The 22,219-nt window shown below is 63.0% G+C and carries 23 protein-coding genes; 17 read left to right on the top strand and 6 right to left on the bottom strand.

Features of this window, described 5'->3' with window-relative positions; translation table 11 throughout:
• Window positions 1–2 precede the first annotated feature (2 nt).
• From U5A52_RS22310 to U5A52_RS22250, 13 genes are read left to right on the top strand one after another with little or no spacing between them, the layout of a single operon-like run.
• A complete protein-coding gene (locus U5A52_RS22310) occupies window positions 3–1,274 on the top strand; it encodes a TrbI/VirB10 family protein (protein WP_321936239.1) in 1,272 nt (423 codons plus the stop codon).
• Window positions 1,267–2,076 (top strand): transglycosylase SLT domain-containing protein, encoded by an 810-nt coding sequence (locus U5A52_RS22305; protein WP_321936238.1) that lies wholly within the window; start codon window positions 1,267–1,269, stop codon window positions 2,074–2,076. The genes U5A52_RS22310 and U5A52_RS22305 overlap by 8 nt, the downstream gene beginning before the upstream one ends.
• Window positions 2,073–3,314 (top strand): TrbG/VirB9 family P-type conjugative transfer protein, encoded by a 1,242-nt coding sequence (locus U5A52_RS22300; RefSeq protein ID WP_321936237.1) that lies wholly within the window; start codon window positions 2,073–2,075, stop codon window positions 3,312–3,314. Before U5A52_RS22305 ends, U5A52_RS22300 begins: the two co-directional genes overlap by 4 nt.
• Entirely contained in the window at window positions 3,314–3,730 is a 417-nt protein-coding gene (locus tag U5A52_RS22295; RefSeq protein WP_321936372.1) for a lytic transglycosylase domain-containing protein, read from the top strand. The genes U5A52_RS22300 and U5A52_RS22295 overlap by 1 nt, the downstream gene beginning before the upstream one ends.
• A gap of 5 nt (window positions 3,731–3,735) precedes the next feature.
• The gene (locus U5A52_RS22290; RefSeq protein WP_321936236.1) at window positions 3,736–4,383 is read left to right on the top strand and encodes a toxin co-regulated pilus biosynthesis Q family protein; all 648 of its coding nucleotides are present in this window, start codon (window positions 3,736–3,738) and stop codon (window positions 4,381–4,383) included.
• A 2-nt stretch (window positions 4,384–4,385) separates the two neighbouring features.
• Entirely contained in the window at window positions 4,386–6,002 is a 1,617-nt protein-coding gene (locus U5A52_RS22285; RefSeq protein WP_321936235.1) for a type II secretory pathway protein, read from the top strand.
• Between the two features lie 8 nt (window positions 6,003–6,010).
• On the top strand, window positions 6,011–7,309 hold the full coding sequence (locus U5A52_RS22280; protein ID WP_321936234.1) for a hypothetical protein: 1,299 nt from the start codon (window positions 6,011–6,013) through the stop codon (window positions 7,307–7,309).
• Window positions 7,296–8,060, top strand: a complete 765-nt coding sequence (locus U5A52_RS22275; RefSeq protein WP_321936233.1) for a hypothetical protein — start codon at window positions 7,296–7,298, stop codon at window positions 8,058–8,060. Before U5A52_RS22280 ends, U5A52_RS22275 begins: the two co-directional genes overlap by 14 nt.
• Window positions 8,061–10,325: an ATPase, T2SS/T4P/T4SS family gene (locus U5A52_RS22270; RefSeq protein ID WP_321936232.1), complete on the top strand. Its 2,265-nt coding sequence runs from the start codon at window positions 8,061–8,063 to the stop codon at window positions 10,323–10,325.
• The gene (locus U5A52_RS22265) at window positions 10,322–11,461 is read left to right on the top strand and encodes a type II secretion system F family protein (protein ID WP_321936231.1); all 1,140 of its coding nucleotides are present in this window, start codon (window positions 10,322–10,324) and stop codon (window positions 11,459–11,461) included. Before U5A52_RS22270 ends, U5A52_RS22265 begins: the two co-directional genes overlap by 4 nt.
• Before the next feature lie 16 nt (window positions 11,462–11,477).
• A complete protein-coding gene (locus U5A52_RS22260) occupies window positions 11,478–12,077 on the top strand; it encodes a type 4 pilus major pilin (protein ID WP_321936230.1) in 600 nt (199 codons plus the stop codon).
• Between the two features lie 9 nt (window positions 12,078–12,086).
• Window positions 12,087–13,307 carry a hypothetical protein gene (locus U5A52_RS22255; protein ID WP_321936229.1) on the top strand — a complete coding sequence of 407 codons (1,221 nt, stop codon included), beginning with the start codon at window positions 12,087–12,089 and terminating at the stop codon, window positions 13,305–13,307.
• A gap of 10 nt (window positions 13,308–13,317) precedes the next feature.
• Complete coding sequence (locus U5A52_RS22250) at window positions 13,318–14,073, top strand: hypothetical protein (RefSeq protein ID WP_321936228.1); 756 nt, start codon at window positions 13,318–13,320, stop codon at window positions 14,071–14,073.
• Between the two features lie 97 nt (window positions 14,074–14,170).
• Here the strand turns inward: U5A52_RS22250 and U5A52_RS22245 are convergent, their stop codons facing one another.
• The 6 genes from U5A52_RS22245 to U5A52_RS22220 all read right to left on the bottom strand — a co-directional run bounded on the left by U5A52_RS22245 (window position 14,171) and on the right by U5A52_RS22220 (window position 19,386).
• Window positions 14,171–15,181 (bottom strand): CAP domain-containing protein, encoded by a 1,011-nt coding sequence (locus U5A52_RS22245; protein WP_321936227.1) that lies wholly within the window; start codon window positions 15,179–15,181, stop codon window positions 14,171–14,173.
• A 195-nt stretch (window positions 15,182–15,376) separates the two neighbouring features.
• On the bottom strand, window positions 15,377–15,742 hold the full coding sequence (locus U5A52_RS22240; RefSeq protein ID WP_321936226.1) for a hypothetical protein: 366 nt from the start codon (window positions 15,740–15,742) through the stop codon (window positions 15,377–15,379).
• Between the two features lie 13 nt (window positions 15,743–15,755).
• Entirely contained in the window at window positions 15,756–15,923 is a 168-nt protein-coding gene (locus U5A52_RS22235; protein ID WP_321936225.1) for a hypothetical protein, read from the bottom strand.
• The gene (locus U5A52_RS22230) at window positions 15,924–17,126 is read right to left on the bottom strand and encodes a FlhC family transcriptional regulator (protein WP_321936224.1); all 1,203 of its coding nucleotides are present in this window, start codon (window positions 17,124–17,126) and stop codon (window positions 15,924–15,926) included.
• A gap of 78 nt (window positions 17,127–17,204) precedes the next feature.
• A complete protein-coding gene (locus U5A52_RS22225) occupies window positions 17,205–18,503 on the bottom strand; it encodes a hypothetical protein (RefSeq protein WP_321936223.1) in 1,299 nt (432 codons plus the stop codon).
• A gap of 157 nt (window positions 18,504–18,660) precedes the next feature.
• A complete protein-coding gene (locus U5A52_RS22220) occupies window positions 18,661–19,386 on the bottom strand; it encodes a nuclease-related domain-containing protein (RefSeq protein WP_321936222.1) in 726 nt (241 codons plus the stop codon).
• A 437-nt stretch (window positions 19,387–19,823) separates the two neighbouring features.
• Between U5A52_RS22220 and U5A52_RS22215 the strand changes: the two genes are divergently transcribed.
• The 4 genes from U5A52_RS22215 to U5A52_RS22200 all read left to right on the top strand — a co-directional run bounded on the left by U5A52_RS22215 (window position 19,824) and on the right by U5A52_RS22200 (window position 22,132).
• Entirely contained in the window at window positions 19,824–20,162 is a 339-nt protein-coding gene (locus tag U5A52_RS22215) for a hypothetical protein (protein WP_321936221.1), read from the top strand.
• Between the two features lie 111 nt (window positions 20,163–20,273).
• On the top strand, window positions 20,274–20,714 hold the full coding sequence (locus tag U5A52_RS22210) for a hypothetical protein (protein ID WP_321936220.1): 441 nt from the start codon (window positions 20,274–20,276) through the stop codon (window positions 20,712–20,714).
• Window positions 20,714–21,523: a hypothetical protein gene (locus tag U5A52_RS22205; protein WP_321936219.1), complete on the top strand. Its 810-nt coding sequence runs from the start codon at window positions 20,714–20,716 to the stop codon at window positions 21,521–21,523. The genes U5A52_RS22210 and U5A52_RS22205 overlap by 1 nt, the downstream gene beginning before the upstream one ends.
• A 12-nt stretch (window positions 21,524–21,535) precedes the next feature.
• Entirely contained in the window at window positions 21,536–22,132 is a 597-nt protein-coding gene (locus tag U5A52_RS22200) for a single-stranded DNA-binding protein (RefSeq protein ID WP_321936218.1), read from the top strand.
• The last annotated feature ends 87 nt before the right edge of the window (window positions 22,133–22,219 follow it).

Raw genomic sequence — 22,219 nt, 5'->3', positions numbered from 1 at the left:
GCATGTCGACGCAGAACTCCTCCCCGACCTCCGACCAGGACCGCGTCGTCAAGGGCAAGTCGCCCCGCAACGCGCTCGTAGCTGTGGGCGCGATCTTCGCCGTGCTCATCGGCGCGATGGGCTACTACTACCAGTCGAAGGCGAGCGACAAGGCCGAGCAGCAGGCGAAAGATGACAAGGCAGCGAAGGCCGCTGCCTCCGTCGATCACGGACCCAGCGGGAACGACATCGACCGGATCATCAGCGATCAGCAGGCCGCAGCGCGACGCGATGAAGAGCGTGCGCGCAAGGCGGCCGCTGGAGCATCTGCGCCTCAGGCCGCGGGCTCGAAGCCGGCGTTGTCGCTCGATCAGTTCGAAGCCGGATCGCGTACCGCAGACCTGTCCACAAACGCGAAGGAAGACAACGTTTATGCATCACCGATCTTCATTCCCGGCGTCAAGGTCAAGGCGCCGGCAGACACGCAGAACGCGGGCGGCGTCAACGGCATCCTGACGCCGCAGCAGATGGCGCTGCAGCAGATCGCCGCCCAGCAGGCCGCAGCCGGCAATGCGGACGCGCAGGCAAAAGTGCTTGCGGCCGCGATGGGGCAGGGCAACGCCAGGACATCATCCGCGGACCGCGATCTGGATTTCCTCAAGGACGCTAGGGCGCAGTCCGCCTCGGGCGAGGGATTTCTCAGTGCTGGCTTCGTCGGCCAGTCGGGTTCCTGCACGCTTTCGCCGCCGCATCACATCGGCGTGCTGGTCATGGAGGGGGAGAACTCGGACCGCCCCGGTACGGCGGCGCTCATGGTTGAGCAGGACATCTACGACAGCGTGACGGGTACGTGTTTGATGATCCCCAAGGGGACCATGATCAACGCGCCGTACCAGAGCGACATCAAGGTAGGGCAGGAAAGCATCCTCGTCGCGGCGACCGAAATGCGTCTGCCCAACGGCAAGCAGGTGCCGCTCTATGGCTCTGAGGGTGCCGACCAGAACGGCTACGCCGGGTTTTCAGGCGACGTGAACAACCACTTCCTGAAAATTTTCGGTGCGTCGTTCCTGACCGCGATCCTGCTCAACCACTTCACCAGCGACACGAGTTCGACCACGACTGGACCGCTGGGCGTTACGCAGGTGGGCAACACGGCAGGCCAGGTTGCCGCCCAGACCTCGCAGTCCATCCTGAACCGTTACCAGAACATTCCGCCGACGATCACGATCAAGCCGGGCCAGCGCTTCATGATCAAGGTGAACCGCGATATCCACCTGGAGCCGTATCGTGGTTAGGCGCGTACTTGGCTTTCTCGCGACATCCGCGCTCGTGGCTGGTGCGGCGCACGCAGCCTCCATTGCGCAACTCATCAGCCCGGTATCGCTTGTGCTGGCATCAAACGGTGCGCGCGAGGTTGCCGCACTGGACGGTACGCCCGTGCTGTATTGCGGACTGGCCGCGTTCGGCGCGTGGGCCACGCCACTCGTTGGCCAGACTGTGCGCAGCACACCGGAACAGGGCGTGACCGTCTCCGTCGATGCGCGCGATGTGTCGCTCGCGGGGCTCATGGTTCGAAGTGGCTGGCTTCAACCCACGGAACTTGACGACGATGCACAGGCTGCGATTACGGAGGGCCGCGGCGGCTGGGCGTGCGCCAGGGCAGAGACACCGTTCGCGCTGATGCATACGAGCGTCGATCCCAAGGTGCTTGCGGGCATCGCCCTGAACGAGTCGGCCTACAAGGGCCGCGCCTGGCCGTGGACGTTGAACGTCGCCGGTCGCGGTTTCTTTTTCCGTTCGCGCGATGACGCATACGGTGCGATCCGCGCGCTCATCGCGGCTGGCCGATGCGACTTCGACGTCGGAATCATGCAGGTGAACTGGTGCTACCACCGGCAGCGCTTCGCTTCGCCGTGGGATGCCCTTGCGCCCGCAACGAACATCCACGTCGCGGAAGACATTCTCAACGAGAACTACAGCCGCACGCATTCCATCGCGAAGGCCATTGCGTACTACCACAGCGCCAACCCGGTGCCAGGCAGTGCTTACCTCGCGCGCTTCGTGCGCAACCTCAACCAGATCCAGGCCGGACTATGACGCGCAGGCTTCTTACTTTCGCGACGTTGTGCGCCATCAGTGCAGCACACCTCGCTCTGGCGGCGAATACCGATCCGTTTGATTTCGACTACGAGATCGCAGGTGGCATCGCGGAGCGCCCGGCGCTCGTCTTCAACGACGGATCGAAGACCTACATCCAGCCGCGTGCGGGACAGACGATCTCGGTCGCGGGCAGCCATCAGGAAGGTCCTTACATCGTGGTTGAGGGCACGCCCGCAACGATCCAGTTCAGCGTCGCGGGTCATCCAGCCGTCGCGACATGGAACCGAGCGAATGCGTTCATCGGCGGCCACGGCGTGGTGCCCGGCGCGGGCGATGACCAGCCGGTGGCCTTTTCCGGCTTCAGCGGTCGCCTCGCACTCGTCGGCGAACGGGGCGCGCTCGAGCCCGTGCGAAGCCTGAACGCCACGATGCCGGTGGGCTCCATCGTCAAGGCGCTCGTGCCGCAGGGCTGGAGCGGCTCCGCGCAGAAGGACGTGGACCTGACCGCTGCCAACCGTTTCGAGACGCAGCCCGGCGAGAACTGGATGCATGCGCTTGACCGTCTGATGACGCAGAGCGGCCTCTATGCAGACGTCGACTTCGACAGCCGCCATGTGCGCCTGCGCCGCGAAGTGGAGAAGTCCGGTGCGCTCGCCTACGCAGTCGCAACGGTAACGCATGCCGACCCGGTGGCGGCGTCGTCGGACACTGCCGCGCCGCCCGCGGAGTCGCTGCTCGCGAAGTACTTCGGTGCGAACGCGATCCGCGATGGCGACGATGCGCATACGCAGATCCGCTTTGCGGAAAAGCCGAAGGATCTGAAGTTCGTCTCGGGCGATGGCGTGTCGCTGCATCCGAAGTGGGACGCTTCTAGCGGCGTCATGACGATCGATCGTGCAGAGCGTTTCACGGTTTCCGACGCCACGCATCGCGTCGAAGTCGCACGCAATTCGGGCACGGTCTATGACTTCCCGGCTGGCAACGGCGCGCATCTCGAAGCTGTGTTCGATGAAGCCGGGCAGACGTATTTTAAGTTCGCGCCGACCGTGATCGACGTCACCGTCGCGGACGTTCATCACCTGGGCTCGGGTGAGCAGAAGGGCCGTTTCTACAAGTTCAACGGCACCTCGGAGCAGTTCATCGTCACAGCCGACGGCAACACGGTGAGTGTGCTGCGACGTCACGACGTGAAGTACTTCGAGCGCGCCGGGGCAACGGTGGGAGCGGCGTCGTGATGCGCTACGTGCTCCTTCCTGTTGTCGCGCTTCTCATCGCGCCCGCGGTGACGCGTGCCGACTGCATCGACGACGCTGCGGCCTACCGGCATATCAGCCCGCGTCTCGTGCGCGCGATCGCTCAACAGGAGTCCGGTATGCGCGCGAACGCGGTCAACGTCAACGCGAACGGCAGCGAGGACATCGGCCTCATGCAGATCAACTCCTCGTGGCTTCCGAAGCTCGCGCGCTTCGGCATCCAGCGCGAGCACCTCTTTAACGCCTGCGTGAATGCCTACGTGGGCACCTGGATTCTCGCCTCGAACTTCCGCCAGTTCGGGCCGACTTGGAAAGCCGTCGGCGCGTACAACGCGACCTCGAGCTCACGCCAGCTCGTCTACGCCAATTCGATCTACCGACGCCTGCAGGGCCACTAAATATCATGAGCAAACATTTCCCGAAGGACTCCGGCGCTCGAACCCGGACGATTGCGCAGGCCCTGCTTGCACTGGTGCTCGGTAGCGCCGTGACGATGGCGACTGCGGCCATGGAGCCCGACCAGTCGAAGGTCCCAGTGCCCGCGGGCGATGGCTGGCAGATGCTCGGCGGTGGCACTGGTGCCGCGCCGCAGCCGGCAAGCGCGGGCGCCGCTGCGCCGGGTCAGCAACCCGCTGCCGCGCCGGTGTCTGGCCAGGCGCCCGTCGCGCCGACGATCCTCGCCTCGGCTGCACCGCTCACGCCTGCCACGCCGCAGGCTTCGGCTCCAGTATTCGCTGACGTGAAGACGGTGGTGCTTCCGGGCGCTGTGAACGGCGAACCGACCGGCACGGTTTCTTTTTCGATCACCCCGCAGGACACGAACCTGCGTAACGCGCTCGACCGCTGGCTGCAGACCCAGGGCTGGCAGCTCGCCTGGAAGATCGACGATGACCTGCCGGTCGAATTCAACGCGATGTTCACCGGCGACTTCCGTTCGGTGCTCACCCAGGTCATGCAGGCAACCGACCACATGCGAACGCCCGCGCGCGTCTGCAGGCACACCAACAACGTCATTCGCGTGATCGCCCGCGCGGCCAACTGCAAGGACTGATCATGCGCCTCTACCCCATCCGTACCCTGATCGCTGCTGCGACCGCCGTAGCACTCGCTGGCTGCGCCGTCACGCAAAACGATGTCAACGGTGCATACGACCAGGCGAATGCAACCGCGAGCACCGCACTGAACGGCGCCGGCAACGGCATTCCGCTCGTTGAGGATGTCCCCAGCGCGTTTCTCGGTGATCGTCCCGTGCCGCTCGCGTATGAGGCCACGCTGCCTGCCGTGTTCCGCGAGAAGAAGGTCACGTTCCCGCCGAAGCTCGACATGAAAACGCTCGCAACGCTCGTGTCGAATGCGTCTGGCTATCCGGTGCGCGTGAGTCCCGACGTCTACATTCCGCGCGACAGCCTGATTCCGCGAGCGTCGAGCGACGGAAAGACCACGCAGGCAAACTTCGGCGCAAAAACGTCCGAAATCCCCGTGTACGACCAGGTGTGCGAATCGTGCGCGATCGGCCGTTATCTGCACGACGTCACGGAGGACCTCGGTCTCGACTGGTCCTTCGACGGCTCGACCATCAACATCACCCGGTTTGTCACGCGCATGTACCAGATCGCCGCGATTCCTGGCACCGTCTCGATCGAATCGCGGATGTCCAAGGGCACGGACACGTCGACGGGCAACCAGTCAACAGGTTCGACGGGCGGTGCGAGCACGGACACCGGTTCGTTCTCGGCAAAGACCTCGAGCGGGCGCAAGGGCGACTTTGACCAGATCAAGTCGATTGAGGACACGTTGAACCAGCTGAAGTCTCCGATGGGGCGCATCACCGTGAATCCGCAGAGCCGCCTCGTGATCGTCTACGACACGAGGGAAGCGGCAGATCGCATGGGAGAGATGCTCAAGCGCGAGAACGCGATCTCCACGCGTCAGGTGATGCTGCGCGTGCGCACGATCCAGATTGCACTGAACCGCGGCAGTCAGGCGGGTGTGAACGCGGATATCGTCTACAACAGCATCCAGGGCGGCCTTGCCAAGTGGGCGGTGAGCTTCACCTCGCCGACGTCGTTGTCCTCGGGCGGCGGCACCGTTGGCCTCTCTGTCCTGCAGGCGAACGCACCCTTCTCGGGCACGAACGCGGTCATCAACGGCCTGAACCAGTACGGCCGCACGATCTCCGACAACACCATCTCGAAGCTGACGCTCAATGGCCTGCCGGTGTCGGTGGCCAACTTCCAGAGCGACGACTACCTCCGCACGACCTCACCTTCGTCGGGGAGCATCACCGGCACGTCGAGCGGCGTGGTGGGCCTCACGCCCGGGACGCTTACGACCGGCGACTTCCTGCACATCCTGCCGGCGGTCAACGATCACAACCAGATCCTGCTCGCGTACTGGCGTGACAGTTCGAAGCAGAACGGTCCGTTCACGTCGGCGGGCGCAGGCTCGGGCCAGACGCAGCAGGCGATCCAGCTCGCCCACACGATCGGCAGCAAGGATGACGAGACGATCGCGCTGTCGGACGGACAGACCGTCGTCCTGTATGGCGCGGTCACGGACACCGCTGACAGCACAACGAACGGCGGCCTCGCGGGTATCACCGGTTCGTGGAACAAGTCGCGCACCTTCCAGGTGGTGATGCTGACCGCAACCGTTGTTCCCTCGATGTAAGGGCCGACATGCATATCACCGAACCACTACCGGGAGAGAAGCGCGCGCGTCTGGCGTTCGGCCTCGACTGGAGCGCCTATCCCGAGAAGGGTGCGAAGGAGAGTCGTGCGCGATACGCGGGTGACTTCTCCGCGACGCACTACATCGAAATGAAGGTGGGCGCCGAACTCATCGGCGGTTTCTGCGCGCCCGACACCGGCGAACTGCGCCGTGTGAAGCTCTTTTCGGGCGCCGCACGCATCGCGATGCTCGAGCGGGTGAAAGCGAAGGTGGCCGTGCTCGTGCTCATGCAGGACGGACCGCAGGTGCATCTGGTGCACGTGGTGCGCGGCGCGGTGCGCCGCGACGAAGTATTGACCCCGGCCGCAGCCGCGAAGCGGCGCGACGAGATCGCGCGGCAATGCGGGAAGCTCGGGCTTGCGCTGACTGTCATGGTCTCGGGTGATGCGATCGAGCCGGGCGATGAGCCCTTCAGCCCGGCTGAGTTGCTGCAGCAGAAAAAGGCTGGCGCCATTACGCGCGTGCCCGCGGGCATCCCGAATTCCATCGTGGTGCTTCTTGCGTTGGCGATTGCCGGATTCGGGGCAAAGCAGATGTGGGGGGCGCTCAATCCTCCTCCGATCGTGAACGCAGCGCCGAGCTGGGACCAGCAGTACGAACAGGCGATGCGCCAGGTCTTCGCAGGCCGCACGCCGCTTGCGTCGCAACTCGCGCCCGATGCGCTGGCGTTGCTCGACTACATCGACACCAATCGCAAGGGCTGGCAGTTCAACCAGGCCGAATGCCCGTCAGCGGGGTTCTGCTCGCTGACCTATGAGCGCGCGGGCGGATCGTTCGAGGATTTCGCGCGTACCGCGCCGGCCGACATGCTGCCTGTCACGTTCGCGCCGGACGGGCGGCATCTGTACGCGCGCGGCCCGGCACTGCCACGCACCGCCATGCTGAGCGTCACGGGCATGAAGACGTGGCCCGACGAACAGCGACTCATCGAGATGCTGCAGACGCCGCCCCAGCGCATGTCGGTCAAGGCACTGGACCTCAAGAGCTTCGGCTATGAGGTGAAGCTGGAGCTGAGCCACGCGCTGCTCGCATCGCCGCCTCCGGCCGGCGAGCGTCATCGCGCACTGCTTCGCGAAGGGCGCTGGGAGATCGACGGCTACCGGTGGCAGGCTCCGCTGCTCGCGGCGCTGCCGCCAAACATGATCCTCGAATCCCTGAACGTAAAACTCGACACCGCCGCACCCGAGGAGCTGGGCAAGGTCGGCATCCATTTCGTTGCGAAGGGCAAATACTATGTTGTGCAATAAATCACTTCGCCTTGCGGTGCCGCGCGCCGTCACCGTCGGCGTGGCGCTGCTTGCGCCTGCCCTGGCCGCGCACGCTGCGGCGCCGTCTTTCTCCGCGGCGATCGCGCCCGCTGCCGCTGTGGCGACCTCGAGTCCGCATTCCGCGGCCGTGCCCGCCGCGCTCGTTGCGACTGCAACGACGCAGGCGCCGGCATCGCGGCAGGCTGCCGGGAACGCGAGCGCAGCATCGGCGGTCGTGTCGTCCAGCATGCCCACGACGACTGGTGAAACGCACCTGACCCTTCGCGACATCGACGACCTCGCGCGCAGCAAGCTCACGCGCACGTTGCGCGGCGACGGTGATGCGCCGGCGAGCGGTGCGGCCGTAACGCTGAAGACACCCGCGCCGGTGGACAACGCACCGGCGGTTGTCGTGCGACCGTACGTGCCGCCTGTCCGTACGTCCGCTGTTTCGTTCGTTGGCGCCTATACCGAGAGCAGCGGGCAGCACGTCCTCTATGAATACAACGGCGCGGTCTATCCGGCGCGCGTCGGCGAAAAGCTCCTGAACGGCTGGGTTGCGCGCAGGGTGGATGGCCTCTCGGTCACCGTCGCCGAGGGCAAGCGCACGTGGAGCGTACCGATGAGCAGTAACGCGCCTGCATCCTCAAATTCAACCCTCATAACCGGCTCCGCCCTCGGTGACCTGTCGTCGCCACTGCCGCCGGGCGTGAGCATGGCTCAACCGGTCTCAAGCTTCGGGAGGCAGTAAATGTCGCTCTTCGGGAATATGGAAAACGAAAAGCCCCGCAGCGGGGTGATGGCGCGCCTTCGCGCGTGGCGTGGCAGCTTCGTGGAGGACTCGGAATCCGCTGCACCCGTGGAGCCGGTGCTGGGCGCGACGCGTCCCGTACGAAAGGGGCCCGGCGCGCCGGCGGGCTCGCTCGGCGCGTATCTGCGCGATGCGGACGTGACCGATGTCGACGCGAGCGACGTGAAGTCGTTTGAAGCTGCATCGGACGCCACGCCGCACGGGCTGGACGCGCGTTTCGTGTCAAAGGAAGCATCCGCTTCCGTCGAAGATGTTGAAGACCGGAACGGGCGATCCTCGGCCGCCGACCATCACAGTGTCGCTGCGGAGGCGGTGAGCGATGTGTGGCGCAGCGCTGACGAAGGGCAACGGGACGCCGCGCAGGGCGAAGATCCGGGCGAGGTGCCGGGCGAAGCGGCCCGAGCGCAGTCCGTCGAAACGACGCCATCCGAAGACGTGCGGGATAGCGCGGCGGCCGACGCATCGCGCGATGAGGCCTTCGACGAACCACAGCCCGCCGATGCGACGGGTCACGCACTCGCGGTTCCGGACATCGAGTACACGCCAGTCGGCATGCCGAAGCTGAGTTCGGTGCACGCACTCGCTGACTTCAAGCGCATCCTGTGCGACACCACGCCAGAGGCCACGCTGCGTATCACGCCCGAGGCGCGCCTGCAGTTCGTTGCGGTAGACATGCAGGCCGGGATGGCGGTGGTGATCGCCACGCGTGAATTCCAGGAGTCCGCGCTCTATTCGACGTACCTGAGTGACCTTGAACGCGCACATATCTCGGTACGCGAGGAGATGGTGGCAACGGCCGCAGTCATTGCGGACGTGTATGACCGTGCGCGCATCCGTGTGTCGAATCACGTCCCCGAGGGCTCGCGCGCCATTGCGCTATTCCGCGACGTGTTTGAAGCCTCGACCGGCTACGACGCGAGCGACGTGCACTGGGAGTCGCGCGACTACCAGTCCGACGCGGAAGTTCGCTTTCGCGTCGACGGCGACCTTTACACCTATCAGCGCATGCCGAAGCCAACGGTGCTGCGCGCGCTGTCGGCCGCCTATCAGGACCTCGTCCAGCGCAACACCAACAGCGGCAACGCTTTCCAGCCGAGCGCCCCGCAGTCGGCCATGATCCCGCTCGCGCTCGCGACGGCCACGCTCAATCTTCGCTGGCAGAGTGCGCCGCAGATGGGCGGTTTCGACGTGGCGATGCGTGTTCTCGATGGGAACTTCCGCAACTACACCGTGCGCGCGCCTGAAACGATGGGGCTTGAGGCCAGCCAGCTCGAGATCATCCATTCGCTGGGTCATGTCAGTGGCGGCGCGGTGCTGCTTTCCGGCGAGACCGGGTCGGCCAAGAGCACGCTGCTGCGCGCGCTGTCGTACATGGTCGACGGGCGCGAGCTCAAGAAGCAGTACGCCGTGAGCATGCCCTCCGAGTATCCGATGCCGTGGCTGTCCGATCAGTCGGTGCCTCGCGGGCTGGACGAAACCGAAGAGGATTTCCGGCGCAAGGTCGCGACGATCATCCGCACGCTCATGCGCATGGACCCCGACGATCTGACCGTCGCGGAAATCCTAGATTCGACCATCGCGGGACTCGTGGTTGAGCTTGCGCTAACCGGTCACCCGGTGCGCACCACGATCCACGCCGACAGCCTCATCGGCGTGTTCATGCGCCTGATGGGCGACCGGCTGCGGCTGGCCGCCGATGAGGTGGCGTCCGACAAGTTCATCAACGCGGTGGGCAACCAGAAGCTGATCCCGATGCTGTGCCCGCACTGCAAGAAGCCTGCGGCCGATGTCATGAGCCCGGCAACGCTTGAGCTGTTGCGCTCGAAGTTCGGTCTCGACACGTCGAAGATGGCTTGCCGCAATGAAGAGGGCTGCGAGCATTGCCGCAAGAAAGGGCTTTTCACGCGCGACGGCAAGGTGGCGGGGGGCACGAAGGGCCAGACGCTCGCGATGGAGTTGTACCGGCCTACGCCCGAGTTCCTCGAGCACATCGTTGTGCGCGACTGGCGTGGCGCGGAGGCGGTATGGCGCAAGGAGCGGGTGTCGGGCTTCGACTCTGCCGACATGACGGGCAAGACGATCTACGAGCACGCGCTCTACAAGGCCTCGCAGGGGCTGATCGATCCACGCTTCATCGACCGTTCGATGAAATCGTTCAGCGTCTACAAGGTGTTGCCGGATCGTGACGGGAGGATGCCGTCGTGATCGGACGAGTCTTTTATGGCATCTGCATGCGGCTGCCGCGCGCCGAGCGCATCAAGGTCGCCCGGTGGCGTTTCCAGAAGGTGCGCGAAGGCTTCTACCGCGAATCGCGTCTGGACATCGAACAGGCGACGAGCCTGCGAAACCGCGAGACGCTGATCGAGCGACTCCAGGTGCTCAAGAAGCGCGCGCGCGATCGCCGGCAGATCGTCTGGCTTGCGTACGACGCGATGGAGGAGCGCATGCGCAAGGGCGACGGGCTTGCGCTCGCGATCAAGCCGTTCGTGCCCGTTGACGAGTACGCGCTGCTGGACCTGGCTTTCGCGTCCGACAAGGATGACGCGGCCCGCCGCGGCTTTGACCTGTGCGAGATGGCGGCGTCGGCCAAGCGCGTACTGTCGAGCACGACCGCGATGCAGATGGCGTATCCCATGGTGCTTCTCTGCTACATGTATGGTCTCGCCATGCTCTTCGGCGGCATGGTCTATCCGCAGGTCCTCGAGGTGCGCCCACTTGACCAGTGGATGCCCGCGGGCAGGTTGCTGTATGCGATCGATACGTACTGCTACGACTACTGGCTGCTGAACGTCGCGCTGATCGCTGCGACCGTCACGTCCTACTACTACGGCCTCAAACGCTGGACGGGTGCGCTGCGCAACCGCATCGACGCCGCGCCGCTGGTGTGGCGCAACCGGCGTGACCTGCGCGCCGCGCTGCTGATCGTCTCGTTGTCGGGTCTGCTCGACTCCGGCCTGACGCTTGCTGGAGCGCTCGCGCGAATCCGTCGGCATGCTGACCCCTGGTTGCGCTGGCACGTGTCGGCGATGGAGCGACGCCTCAAGGCGTCACCTGAACAACCCATGCGCGCCTTCGCCACCGGCATCTTCTCCGCGGAGGTCGTGGACCGCATCGCCGATGCGGAGCGGCGTGACAACTTCGTGGATGCGATCAAGTCGCTCGGGCGCAGTTCGCTCGATCGCGTCGTTGAGGCCGTGCGGCGCAACGCGCGAATCACCCATTACGTGCTGCTCGGCATTGCCGCAGCGGTGTTCATTGGTGTCGGTGTCGGCTCTTATGTCGTCACCGGCGTCACGAGTATGCAGAGCGCGCTCGGCGCAACGAACGGCAACACTAACTAAACAAGGATCGATTCCGATGAAAACCAACGTCTACAAACGCACGCCCGAGCAGAAAGAGTTCTATCGCCGTCTGGCCCGGATGAAGAAGCAGACCGGTGAACTGTCGCTCATCGAAGCGGGCGCGGTTCTCGGCGCGGCCGCGCTGCTGTCACTCGCGCTCTTCTACGGCGTGCCGTTCGTGCGCAACATGGTGCAGTCCTCCACCTTCAAGAGTGAAGTGGGCATGTTCCACACAGGTATCCAGAACGCGACGGCGAACGATTCGGACTTTTCGGCGGAAACGCTGTCGACGCTCGCGCAGAATCATGCGTTCGATGCGGCCGGCGCTCGTGTCGCTTCCGACTACTCGACGGTGACGGGCATTTTCGGTGGCCAGGTAACGGCGCAACCTGGTACGGTCACGTCGTCGAACGACGCGATCGTGGCGAGCTACCCGGTCCCGAAAGCGGTCTGCTCGATGTCGCTGAGCGCGATCGCGAACATCTTCACCGAGGTATCGGTGAACGGCACGGTGGTGTCGAGCCCGTCGACGAAGTTCAGCAGCGCAACGGCGGGCAACGCGTGTGCGTCTGGCGGTGACGTCGCCACGGTCGAGATGTACACGACGCGCAGCTGAGGACCGGTCATGGGCAGCATCATCGAGATGGTGGTTTTCCTCGCGGCGTCGGCGATCCTGACGGTGTACTCGATCCGCGAGGACATCCAGAAGCATTTAGCATCGCTGCTCGCTACTGAAGGCCAGAACGAGGCGGTGATCACGGACGCTCTAGGCCGTTGGGCCAACGAGAATTTCTCGACGCTGCTCACCCAGTACACCCAGTCGGGCAACGCGACGTTGACTGCGCCGACCGTTGCGGACCTGCAGACCGCTGGCAACCTCAAGCAGGCGTACCGCGCCGGGCCGTTCTGGGGTGGGAGCTACACGATCCAGATGAACATGCTTCCGGCCGGTTGCACGGAAACCGCGAGCAACTGCCACGTGTCGTGGATCTTCTACCCGTCGCTCCCGTACACGCGGAACGGCAAACCGGACGTGTCGGGCGCGGCGCAGATCGCAGTTGCGGCGAACTCACAGGACGCGCAGTTCGGCTACTCGTCCACGCGCAACGCCGCGACGATCTCGGGCCTCAACGGGGCGTGGACTGCGAGCAATCCGCTTTCGGGCACACCTGCCGCTGCGATTCTCGCGACCAACGGCCAGGGCTCCGACGGCAACTCACTTTACATCCGGCGTGACGGCAGCCTGACGTGGACCGGCGACCAGAACGTCAACGGCGTGAGCCTGCACAACGTCAACAGCATCGATGCCACCGGCACGATCGCAGCGCCCACGGTGGCGGCGTCAAACGTCGCGGTGTCGGATGCAGTGCGTACGCCCTCGACGCTCTACGTCCAGAACTCTGCGGGCACAGCTCCCGCACCGATCGACACGGGCGCCGCGGCAGTGCACGGCAATGCGACGGTCTATGGCGCACTGGAGGTGGCGAACACCGCGACGCCGCGTGGGTCCTGCACCTCGACCGCCGGCACCACGCGCGTTGCGGCGAACGCGGATGGTTCGGGACAGTTGCTTTCGTGCCTTTACAACCAGTGGGTCCCGGTCAGCGGTCCCGCGCCACGTTACCAGTACTACACCGTCGGCTATGGGACGTACGTTCCGGCGCCGCAATGTTCGGCCGGCGGATCGCCCCAGATCCTGCTGGTGCCCCAGAGCTTCTACGTCAATACGACTGCGCAGATAAACGCGTATACGACCGGGACCGGGCCCTGGACTGTTTATCTGACCGATGGCTCGAACGCGAATATTGGCGCGCAAGGCGTCGTTGAAACTTATTGTGCTTACTAGGAACAGAACAATGAAAAACGGCATGTCGCGCTGGAAGCGCCTTGCATTTGGATTGATGCTATTGCTCGGCGCGGCGAGCGCGAAGGCGGAGGCTCCTGCGCATTGCTCCTATGGCTACCAGGATTCGAGCTGCCTGGGGCCGCAATACCGGGCGGCGCAGACACCGCCGCAATGTTCAAGTGGCCCTGGTTGGACAACGGTAACGGCTGCGGTGTGGCAAGGATCAAAGTTCTCGGCGCCGCAATGCAACTATGAGGCGCCGCCCACCTGTGCGCTTGGATACGACCAGTATTCCGCGCCAGTTTGGGATGGATCAAGCTGGGTCGGCTTGTCCTGTATCCCGCAGGCCCCACCAGTGTCACCGCCGACGCAGCTAGCCGCCTGTGAAGCAACCGGCAATTTCCCGGGCACGATAGCGGGGACGATACTTAAACCCCCTCCCTCGCAGTACACGATTTCTTCCAGTGGCACGATGACAGGCGCGGCCAGCTATAGCAATGTGTACACGCCGATCGTCATTAGCGCAAATTCAATCGCACCAGATATCGGCTGCAACGGGGATTATGTCGCGACGACTGGCTCGATGCCTGGTTCGTCGGACGGCACGGCGTACGATATTTTCGTTGCGCAATCGAGTCAGATCGACGCCAATACCGGACAGCCCGGTATCGTTGCCGCAAGTATCTGCTATCTCTCGACCGGTACGAACAATGTCGCGCATATGCTCTTTCTTGGCATGATGAAGAATGTTGGCACTTGTCACTGATCAGGCTGCAGCGGGGGCGCAGGAGTAGTGAAAAGGGGTGCAGTCTGCAAAGACTGCACCCCTTTCTTTTTGGGACACCGCCAGAAAAGTTAGCCGGTTAGCTTCCGGTCGTGAACGTGCGTGTACGGGTGAAAGGCGTACCGTTAATGGTTCCCGAGACCACCGCCGAATACTTTGTGTTCGGTGAAAGAGGTGCCGCAGGGTAAGCAACCCCTTCGAACGCGGGGAGAACCTTGTTCGTGTCCTTTGCCGAATCGAGCAGTTGGAGGTTGATGACGTTGCCCGACGTGTCGGTCAGGGTTGCCGATGTCAATACGATCGTGTCGCTCTGATTTGCCCCGAGCGCTACAGCCGGCCCCCAGGCGCCGCTCGTGTTAGGCGGAGTGGGCGTTTCGCCGACGACCTTGTAGGGAACTCCGGTCGCGCCTTCACAGGGGTACATCAACGGAACGCTACCGCTCATCGTTTGCAGGTTCGCGATTTGGATGACGCCATGAGCTTCCGGAAAGCCGTTGTACGTCGTCTCGTTCCAGCCGATACCGATCTGCGTCGTCGGCCACACATACGCCGCCACGTGGTAGACCCCGCTCGACCATGCGGTCGCGATGTTCGCCCCGTAGGTGGCTTCGCTAAGCGTAGCGTTCGTGTAGTAACCCGCGCTTTCGCCCGTCGCGTAGCTCGCACTCGTCGGATATCCAAAGTGAGCCGCGCGATCGGTATACGTGACGCCGGTGAAGCCCGGATTGCCCGAAACCTCATCGTCGGTGATCGTGCCGCCGTTCTTGCCGATGTAGTCGGCATGCGCTTGCGCGGCCTGATCGAGAACAGTGTTTTCCGTCAGCGCAGGAAAGCCGCACGCCTGACGCTGCGTATTGATCTGGTCAAAAATGGCCTGCTGCGCGCTCGTTGCAGCATATTGCGGCGTCGACACATTACCCGTCGTCGGAGACGCGGGAGTCGTACCTGAGCTGGACGAGCCCGAGCCGGACGTCGAGTTGTTGCTGCCCGAGCTGCTGCTACCGCCGCCACCCCCGCCGCCGCAAGCGGCAAGCGTCAAAGCGGCTGCAAAAGAGATTGCGGTGAGCGCGGTGATTTTCTTCTGTTTCATTTTCTTCAGGTCCTTGGTGGTTTAGCTGCGCCCCTCGCGCGAGCCTGAAACCAGTTTGCCAGGCCCGGAACGAAGTCAAGTTCCCGTGGCGAAAGCGGGGCACACCCTACCGGTAACGGAAAGTTTTGGAAAGTTCTTTAAGCGAAAACTGAAGAAGCCCGACTGTGAAGCGGGCTTCCATGCGAAATGGGTCGATCAGGCTCGTTTTCGACGTTTCCGATGGAAAACACGCAGCGCGATGAATGCGGCGACCAGAAGGCCGCCCGTCGACTTTGGTGCGACGCCCGCGAGGTGGGGCAGAGCCTGTGCAGCAAGCCAGACGGCCGTGAAGGCGATCAGTGCGTGGGCGAAGACTGGGCGGTTAAGCAGGGAAATGATCCTGCTTGGGCGTTCCTCGATCCACCGCGCATATTCCTCGTTGATCTGTTCGAGGTTGCTGGGCGAACGGGCCTCTTTGCGCGCCTTGCGATAGAAGCTCTCGTACTGGTCAAAACGCAGGTCGCCGTAGCCACGAAGCCAGGCTGACGTACTATCGCGCACCATCCATGCAAGGTCTTCCATCGGCGCGCTCCGGTTAATGCATCGCACCGGCGTGCCACGGCACGCCGCCGACCGCGTCAACGATGCAGTGCCCGTCATCCTCGGCGTAGTACGCCCCGGTTTCGGGGTTCTGCCAGCCGAACTGCGCCTTGCCATCGGCGCTGAAGACTACGAGGCCGGCGGGTAGCTCGTGACCTTGCATTTAGGCTCCTTTGGGGGTTCGCACGCGGCCCACAAGCGTGTCGCTGCATGCAGGGCAGGTAAAGCTGTTACGCATTTCGATCTTCGACTCGTTGTTCGAGACGATGTAGTGGGTGCCGCATTCGCGGCATGGTGCGATCGAAAGTCGCGCATCTGCTGCCATCGCTCGCGTGAGGTTGTAGCCGCGATCGGTGGCGAGCAATGCGCGCCCCGAGCGAAACAGATAGTTGTACAGGTCTGCGGCTGCGATCAGTGCCTGCGGGGTGTTCGCGCCCATGTTCAGCGCGGAACGGTAGAGCCAGATGAAAACCGTCGAGTGCACGCGCTGCTGGGGCCTCTCAACGAACCACTGCAACGAGTTGGGCAGGTTGCCGCAGGGGGACGGTTTGCCGTGAATTTCCATGTACATCTGGCGGGTCCTGCTTTGCGGGAGGCGAAAGAGTGTTGCAGCCGTGCTGGCACGGCACCCGTGTGCCATGAGGGCAGCAGCGTACATTTCGTGCGTTTCCCGACCGAGGCGCAGATCGGCCCAGTTCGCGGTGTGCGGAAGCTCGCCGGCGCGAAACGGCGTCGTGGACATGATGTGGTGCGCAACCTGGTCGTGATTGAGGTCGTTCGCCGTGAACTCGAACCAGAACGCTGGGGTCGTAAAACGCCATTGGAAAAGCGGTAGATCGCTGATGCGTTGGAGCGCGGCGCGCAACTTGTATCCGGGCATTTCTCCAAGGTATCGGGCGAGGTCCGATGTCATGCCGAGCAGCGGCGCGCTCAGGATGCTCGTGTTCGCCACTGCCTGGATGACGTCGACAAACTGGCGGTTGGCATGCTGGATCGACTGCTTCGTTAGCGCGGTGTGATCCGTCGGCATCTTGCGACGCAGTTCATCCACGGCGCGCGTCGTGGGCGTCGCGTCAACGAAGCAACGCCAGTCCTCGACGGTCGGTAGCGAGGGAGAGAGCATGAGAAAGGGGGCGGCGAGGAGGACTCCCATCGAATTCTTGTTTCGACGCAGGTGGTCGATCTCCTTGACTTCGACGCGATAGATCGCATTGAAACCCGCGTGGGCTTTCAGGTTATCCCATATGTGATCGACCAGGTCGTAGTTGACGGCCCGGATGCGCTCGGCAATCCATCGGGGCAGGTAGAGCCTCTCGATGGCCTTGTAGTCATCAACGGACTTGACGTGATTCGGTTCTGTACTCATTTTTTCCACTTCTATTTATTTTTCGGTGTCTCTCGCATGGTCGTTCAGTGCGGCCACACTCGCGGAACTCGTTACGGGTTATGCAGCCTTCAACGCAGCGTTGATCTCGATATGGAACTTGCCGACAAGATCGCCAAGTGCCTGGAAAAGCGGCTTGAAGCGCGCCGGATTTCCATCCGCGGTGCAAAGAAGCTGCGCGCTGTTGTAGCGCTGGGCAAAAGTGCTGAAGTCCTTCACGAGGGCGCTCATTTCTTCATCCAGCCGCCGCGACGCCTCGAGCGCAGCTGTGCCTTCCTGGAGTTGCGCCTCGATGTGGGCGCAGCGTTCCTTTTTCTCGGCGATCTCACCGTCGAGTTCGCGCTTTTTGGCATAAAGCTCGTTATAGAGGTCTTCAAGGCGCTTGAGGTCCTCCTTCACTTGCGGGTCTTCCATCTCGGGCTTGCGCGCCGCCTGTTGGGTGAGTTCACGACGCAACACGTTGAGCTTTTCCTGCGTGTCGTGAAGCTCTTGATGGAGAGCACTCGACGTTTGGCTGCTTAGTGCGAGTTCATTTCGCAGAAGGTCGGTGGATTCCTGCGTCGTCTTCTGCTGAAGACGCAACCCCTCGATTTCTTGCCGCAGACGTTTGGTTTCACTCGCTGCCGAATTGAACTGCTCCAGCAGGCCTGCGTACTCGTCGTTAACTGACTCGAGTTCTTCCTTATCCGCCGCCATACGCTCCTGCTGCTGCCGCATGATCGCGATCAGTTCCCTGACCGTGCGCGTGGACATTTCCGGTTCGCCCTTCTTCTTTTCGATGATGGCCGCGACGATGTCCTCACCTACATCGCTGGCGAGCAGGTATTGCATGTCCGTGAGACGCAGAAATTCCACGGCGTCGGTGTTTTCGTGGAATCGTGCGTATGCCTTCAGGTGCAGAAGGATTTTGCCCTTCGAGATACCGTGAAGGTTATTGAGATAGGTGATCGCATCTCTGCTTGCCCGTTCCCTCGTTTTCTCGGAATTGCCGTAGCTGCAGATGTAGTTCGTCTGGACGTGGCGGATCACCTCGCCAAACTTGAACCCGAGATTCATGTGCTCGTGCATGATGCGGCGCACCGATTCATTGATCTCGGCACTGGTCTGCATCAGGTTTTGAAGCGCATCTTCCGGCAGCTTGTCGCCGAACGCCTCGCGAGCCGCGATGGCAATATCCGCGGCCGAAGGCAAATGGGTGTTGTAGATGTCACCGATCCCGGTATCGTCGTCCGGGAGCGCCACGCCGTCCTCCGGGATAGACGGGTCGAACAGGGAACGATTGGATGACTTCTTGTCGTCGTCTTCCGGGATGCTCGGATCAAACGAGGTATCGACGGGGGGCTTTTTGTTATTGCTCATGGATTTTCCGTGCGTGGTTTATGGAGCGCTGTTTGGTTCGGCCGCCGTGGACTCGTGATGCGCGCGCAGGTACAGGCCTAGCGTACGCGTCCATTCCGGCGGCAGTCCGGCGAAAGATGATGAAAAACATGCAGCTTTTGCTTAATTGCGCGACTATTCATACGGCATTTCGGGCAACAACTTGAGGGTTAACCCGCACTCGTTCGTAGTGCTCCTCTAGTTCTTTCGCGTCAATCGATGCATTGAGCATAATTGCTTTCCAGGCAGTACTAACGTTCACTGGTTTCCGCCCGGACAGACGGAATTCGTGACGGCGGAGGCGCAGAAAATGCGACAGCTCGCTAATGTGAATGAGCGTCGGCGGCAGGTCGGGATGGAGCGTGCAGTCGGGTGCCGCAAATACACCCAGCCCCTCAACGGTCCACACTTTGGGAAGCTTCGCGGTCAGAAATGCAACCTTCGTCCGGTTCTGTGCGAGAGGCGATTTGCGTGATTCGCGTTTGCCGTCCGACGTCACGCGCACAAGCTCTGCGAAATTCGCGCCGGGTTCAATGAAGCCGCTCCAGTACTTCGTCTCGATTACGAAAAGACCGAACGGCGTGACGGCGAGATGATCGACCTCTGCAGTCGGATACGCCGTGCCGGGCGCGTGATTGAGAAGCACGGCACCGTCGTGCAGGTAGAAGTCGCTTCCGCACAGCGATGTGAGGACGCGGCGCAGCTCTGCCCGCGTGAGCGCCTCGCCAGCTTCGCCACGCGCATGGGCGCGCGTGGTTTGACTGCCGTCGAGATGGCGAACGCGTGTCGCGCGGTTGCGCGGTGAGCGCCGGATGAATCTCCAGCCGAGAAACCCGATGGCGAGGTAGGCGAAGATGCTGGACATTTGGACTCCATGCGATGTTGATGAGTCCAGTCTGCCAGGGGAGAAGCGAAGTCAAGTTTCGCCGACGCGTTGTGCACGCGTAAGTCCGAAAAGCTGCACAAAAAGTGCACCATTCCGGGTTTAAGCGTTTAGGCGCCTAAACGAACGGATGACCCAGGCGTAAGCCCACCGGAAATTGCGATCATTCGGTCGCGCAAGTGCACTGCGCGTCCGTTAGCCTCAACGTATCCCCGCGTCCCGCACGCATCGAACAGCAGCACGGTCCTCGTGCCGCCCACTCCATTTGCAAACCGTCTCGCGAGTCCGTTCGCGGTGGTCCGTTCACGGGTCACGGCGAACGCGCTACGCGCCGGTTTTCCCTGCTCGACACACGAGCATCGAAACCCCCAGGCCATGCCTGGCTATCCCCTGGTGTGCCAATTTTTCTGGAGAGAAAAATGCTGAATCTTTTGATCAAGGATGTGCTCAAGTCCCCGGGCAAGGTGCTCGCCTTGTGCCTCATCGTCTATCTGGCTGCGACTTCGTTTTTCGTCAGCCTCTTCCTCGCTGGTCTTGGCGTCCGTTGGCTGCACAAGAAGGCGAAAGCCCTCGAGGCCGCTGAGCGTGAAGCGGCACGCGAAGCCGACAAGGCGCGCGAGCAGGCACAGCCAGAAGCACAGAAGGGCGCTGCGGCAGTTGCGCAAGCGGCGCCTTCACCCGTTGTTCAGATGGCTCCGGCACGCCAGTACGCCAAGTCGGCGGTCGTCATTCCCCTGAAGAAGACCGGGACCGACTAAGGACCCTGTCATACCCCTCCGCCGCGGCCTGGCCGCGGCGGCCCCTTGCCCAAGCCGGGAATCCATTCCCGGCCAAGGGTATGCGATTGCCCGGCTTCACCGGAGCAATCCATGAAAGCAGAAGTCGCTGCCTGGCAGCTTGATATCTTCGGCGAGGCCTCTCCGGTACTCGTCGTTCCCCCTAAGCCCGATCCCCTTCCGCACCCGAAGCTCTGGAGTGCTTCCGTGCGCGACGCCATGGTCGATGCGCTGATCTCGCTCGCGCGTGACAGCCGCCGCGGCGATCGCATGCCGGAATCGCTGATGGACTGCGCGACCCTGCTGAGCGAGCGCCTGCGCAACGTCCGCCTCGACGTCGACGACTACGAGGCGACGCTCGGCTGGATCATGGGCGATTGGGATGGCGCGTTGTCGTACGAGCACGTTTGTCGCGTGAACGGGATCGATCCCGAGACGCTGCAACAGGCGATTCTCGATACACCGCTTCTCGCTCACGACCTCGAGCGCGTGCGCCGCAAGTACTTCCGCAAACCGATGGAGGAGTCGCACTGATGTCCGCTACCTACCTGTTCCGCGCATTCGCGGACCTTTTCCCCGGTCGGTCCACCGTGACACAGGCATCGCACGTGCCACCGGCGCCGGCCGCCCCGAGTGAACCCCAACCCGTCGCGCAGCCGCGTGAGATCGGGCAGGGTGCACCCAATGAAACTTTTGTCACGATCGGTGGCGTGCTGCATCTCTTCGTTGACGAGGGCGACTGCGTTGCGCAGTTCAAGCCAGCGTTTGAGGAGACGCCATGCGAGACGCGCTTCGGTACCAAGATCCTTCCCGAGCTCGCTCCGTACTGGTCACTCCTTCGCGAGCACCGCGCTCCCCTCAAGGCGGCAATCGCAGCGGCAATCCGCGGGAACGTCGGACCAACCGCGTCCGCACCTGCGCAGCGCGACACAGAAGTTCCGGTAGCACAGGAATTTCAGAGCGAGGTCGAAACGCAGCACGTTCCTGTTCGGCGGCGCGCGGCGCGAGAGCAGATGCAACGCGGTGACGATAGCCGTGCCGCGACGACGGGCAAGGTGCTTGGCTGGGGCGAGGAGAAGTTTCCGAACCGCAAGCCGACTGGCAAGCCGTTCTACACGTCGTTCGCGATGCACATCGAAACAGCGATGGGCGAGCGCACGCTCCAGGGCGAAGGCCTGAAGGACGCGATCGCGGAAAGTGGCTGTCGTGTTGGCGATTCCGTTTCGGTTCGCCGGCTCGAAAAAATCAAGGTGCCGGCCTTCACTGATGGCGGCAAACCGATCATGAAAAACAACCAGCAGGTCCTCTGGGACAAGTGGCTGTGGTCAATTACACGTAGATAGGAGCTTTAAACCATGGCATCAGTGAACAAGGTCATCCTCGTCGGCAATCTCGGCGCGGATCCCGAAGTCCGTTATCTGCCCAGCGGCGACGCTGTGGCCAACATTCGTCTCGCAACCACCGACCGCTACAAGGACAAGGCGTCGGGCGAGTTCAAGGAAATGACCGAGTGGCACCGCGTCTCGTTCTTCGGGCGGCTCGCTGAAATCGTGAGCGAGTATCTGAAGAAGGGCTCGTCGGTCTACATCGAAGGCCGCATCCGTACGCGCAAGTGGCAGGCGCAGGACGGCACTGACCGCTACTCGACCGAGATCGTCGCGGACCAGATGCAGATGCTCGGTGGCCGCAACGGCGGCGAGCGTCGCGAGCCTGGTGGCGATGACGGCGGCTTTGAATCGCACGAACCGGCACGATCGCAACGCAATGCGGGCAACGCTGCCTCCGGTTCTGCGCGCGCAGCCTCCAGCGTGGGCACACGTGCACAGCCGCCGCAGTCCTCGGCGGGCGGCGGTGGCGGGATGCGAGCGCCGGCGGGCGGTGGCTTCGACGAAATGGATGACGACATTCCGTTCCGCGAAGCGTATCCACGCGCCGCATGGGCTGCTATCTGATCCCGTAAGGGCTCACCATCCGGGTTTGCGAATCCCGCAAATCCTCACCTGACGTTTCGTGGCGCACCTTCGGGTGCGCTGCGTAAC

The sequence above is a fragment of the Paraburkholderia sp. J8-2 genome, assembly GCF_905220195.1.
Classification (GTDB): Bacteria; Pseudomonadota; Gammaproteobacteria; order Burkholderiales; family Burkholderiaceae; genus Paraburkholderia.
This window is presented reverse-complemented; position numbering and strand designations above follow the sequence as displayed.

What these genes read in the sequence shown, in the direction of transcription:
- U5A52_RS22250 (WP_321936228.1), top strand. Translation starts at nt 13,318, where the DNA reads ATGAAAAACGGCATGTCGCGCTGGAAGCGCCTTGCATTTGGATTGATG.
- U5A52_RS22260 (WP_321936230.1), top strand. Translation starts at nt 11,478, where the DNA reads ATGAAAACCAACGTCTACAAACGCACGCCCGAGCAGAAAGAGTTCTAT.
- U5A52_RS22300 (WP_321936237.1), top strand. Translation starts at nt 2,073, where the DNA reads ATGACGCGCAGGCTTCTTACTTTCGCGACGTTGTGCGCCATCAGTGCA.
- U5A52_RS22295 (WP_321936372.1), top strand. Translation starts at nt 3,314, where the DNA reads ATGCGCTACGTGCTCCTTCCTGTTGTCGCGCTTCTCATCGCGCCCGCG.
- U5A52_RS22205 (WP_321936219.1), top strand. Translation starts at nt 20,714, where the DNA reads ATGTCCGCTACCTACCTGTTCCGCGCATTCGCGGACCTTTTCCCCGGT.
- U5A52_RS22310 (WP_321936239.1), top strand. Translation starts at nt 3, where the DNA reads ATGTCGACGCAGAACTCCTCCCCGACCTCCGACCAGGACCGCGTCGTC.
- U5A52_RS22270 (WP_321936232.1), top strand. Translation starts at nt 8,061, where the DNA reads ATGTCGCTCTTCGGGAATATGGAAAACGAAAAGCCCCGCAGCGGGGTG.
- U5A52_RS22200 (WP_321936218.1), top strand. Translation starts at nt 21,536, where the DNA reads ATGGCATCAGTGAACAAGGTCATCCTCGTCGGCAATCTCGGCGCGGAT.
- U5A52_RS22210 (WP_321936220.1), top strand. Translation starts at nt 20,274, where the DNA reads ATGAAAGCAGAAGTCGCTGCCTGGCAGCTTGATATCTTCGGCGAGGCC.
- U5A52_RS22225 (WP_321936223.1), bottom strand. Translation starts at nt 18,503, where the DNA reads ATGAGCAATAACAAAAAGCCCCCCGTCGATACCTCGTTTGATCCGAGC.
- U5A52_RS22285 (WP_321936235.1), top strand. Translation starts at nt 4,386, where the DNA reads ATGCGCCTCTACCCCATCCGTACCCTGATCGCTGCTGCGACCGCCGTA.
- U5A52_RS22255 (WP_321936229.1), top strand. Translation starts at nt 12,087, where the DNA reads ATGGGCAGCATCATCGAGATGGTGGTTTTCCTCGCGGCGTCGGCGATC.
- U5A52_RS22215 (WP_321936221.1), top strand. Translation starts at nt 19,824, where the DNA reads ATGCTGAATCTTTTGATCAAGGATGTGCTCAAGTCCCCGGGCAAGGTG.
- U5A52_RS22290 (WP_321936236.1), top strand. Translation starts at nt 3,736, where the DNA reads ATGAGCAAACATTTCCCGAAGGACTCCGGCGCTCGAACCCGGACGATT.
- U5A52_RS22240 (WP_321936226.1), bottom strand. Translation starts at nt 15,742, where the DNA reads ATGGAAGACCTTGCATGGATGGTGCGCGATAGTACGTCAGCCTGGCTT.
- U5A52_RS22275 (WP_321936233.1), top strand. Translation starts at nt 7,296, where the DNA reads ATGTTGTGCAATAAATCACTTCGCCTTGCGGTGCCGCGCGCCGTCACC.
- U5A52_RS22230 (WP_321936224.1), bottom strand. Translation starts at nt 17,126, where the DNA reads ATGAGTACAGAACCGAATCACGTCAAGTCCGTTGATGACTACAAGGCC.
- U5A52_RS22220 (WP_321936222.1), bottom strand. Translation starts at nt 19,386, where the DNA reads ATGTCCAGCATCTTCGCCTACCTCGCCATCGGGTTTCTCGGCTGGAGA.
- U5A52_RS22280 (WP_321936234.1), top strand. Translation starts at nt 6,011, where the DNA reads ATGCATATCACCGAACCACTACCGGGAGAGAAGCGCGCGCGTCTGGCG.
- U5A52_RS22235 (WP_321936225.1), bottom strand. Translation starts at nt 15,923, where the DNA reads ATGCAAGGTCACGAGCTACCCGCCGGCCTCGTAGTCTTCAGCGCCGAT.
- U5A52_RS22245 (WP_321936227.1), bottom strand. Translation starts at nt 15,181, where the DNA reads ATGAAACAGAAGAAAATCACCGCGCTCACCGCAATCTCTTTTGCAGCC.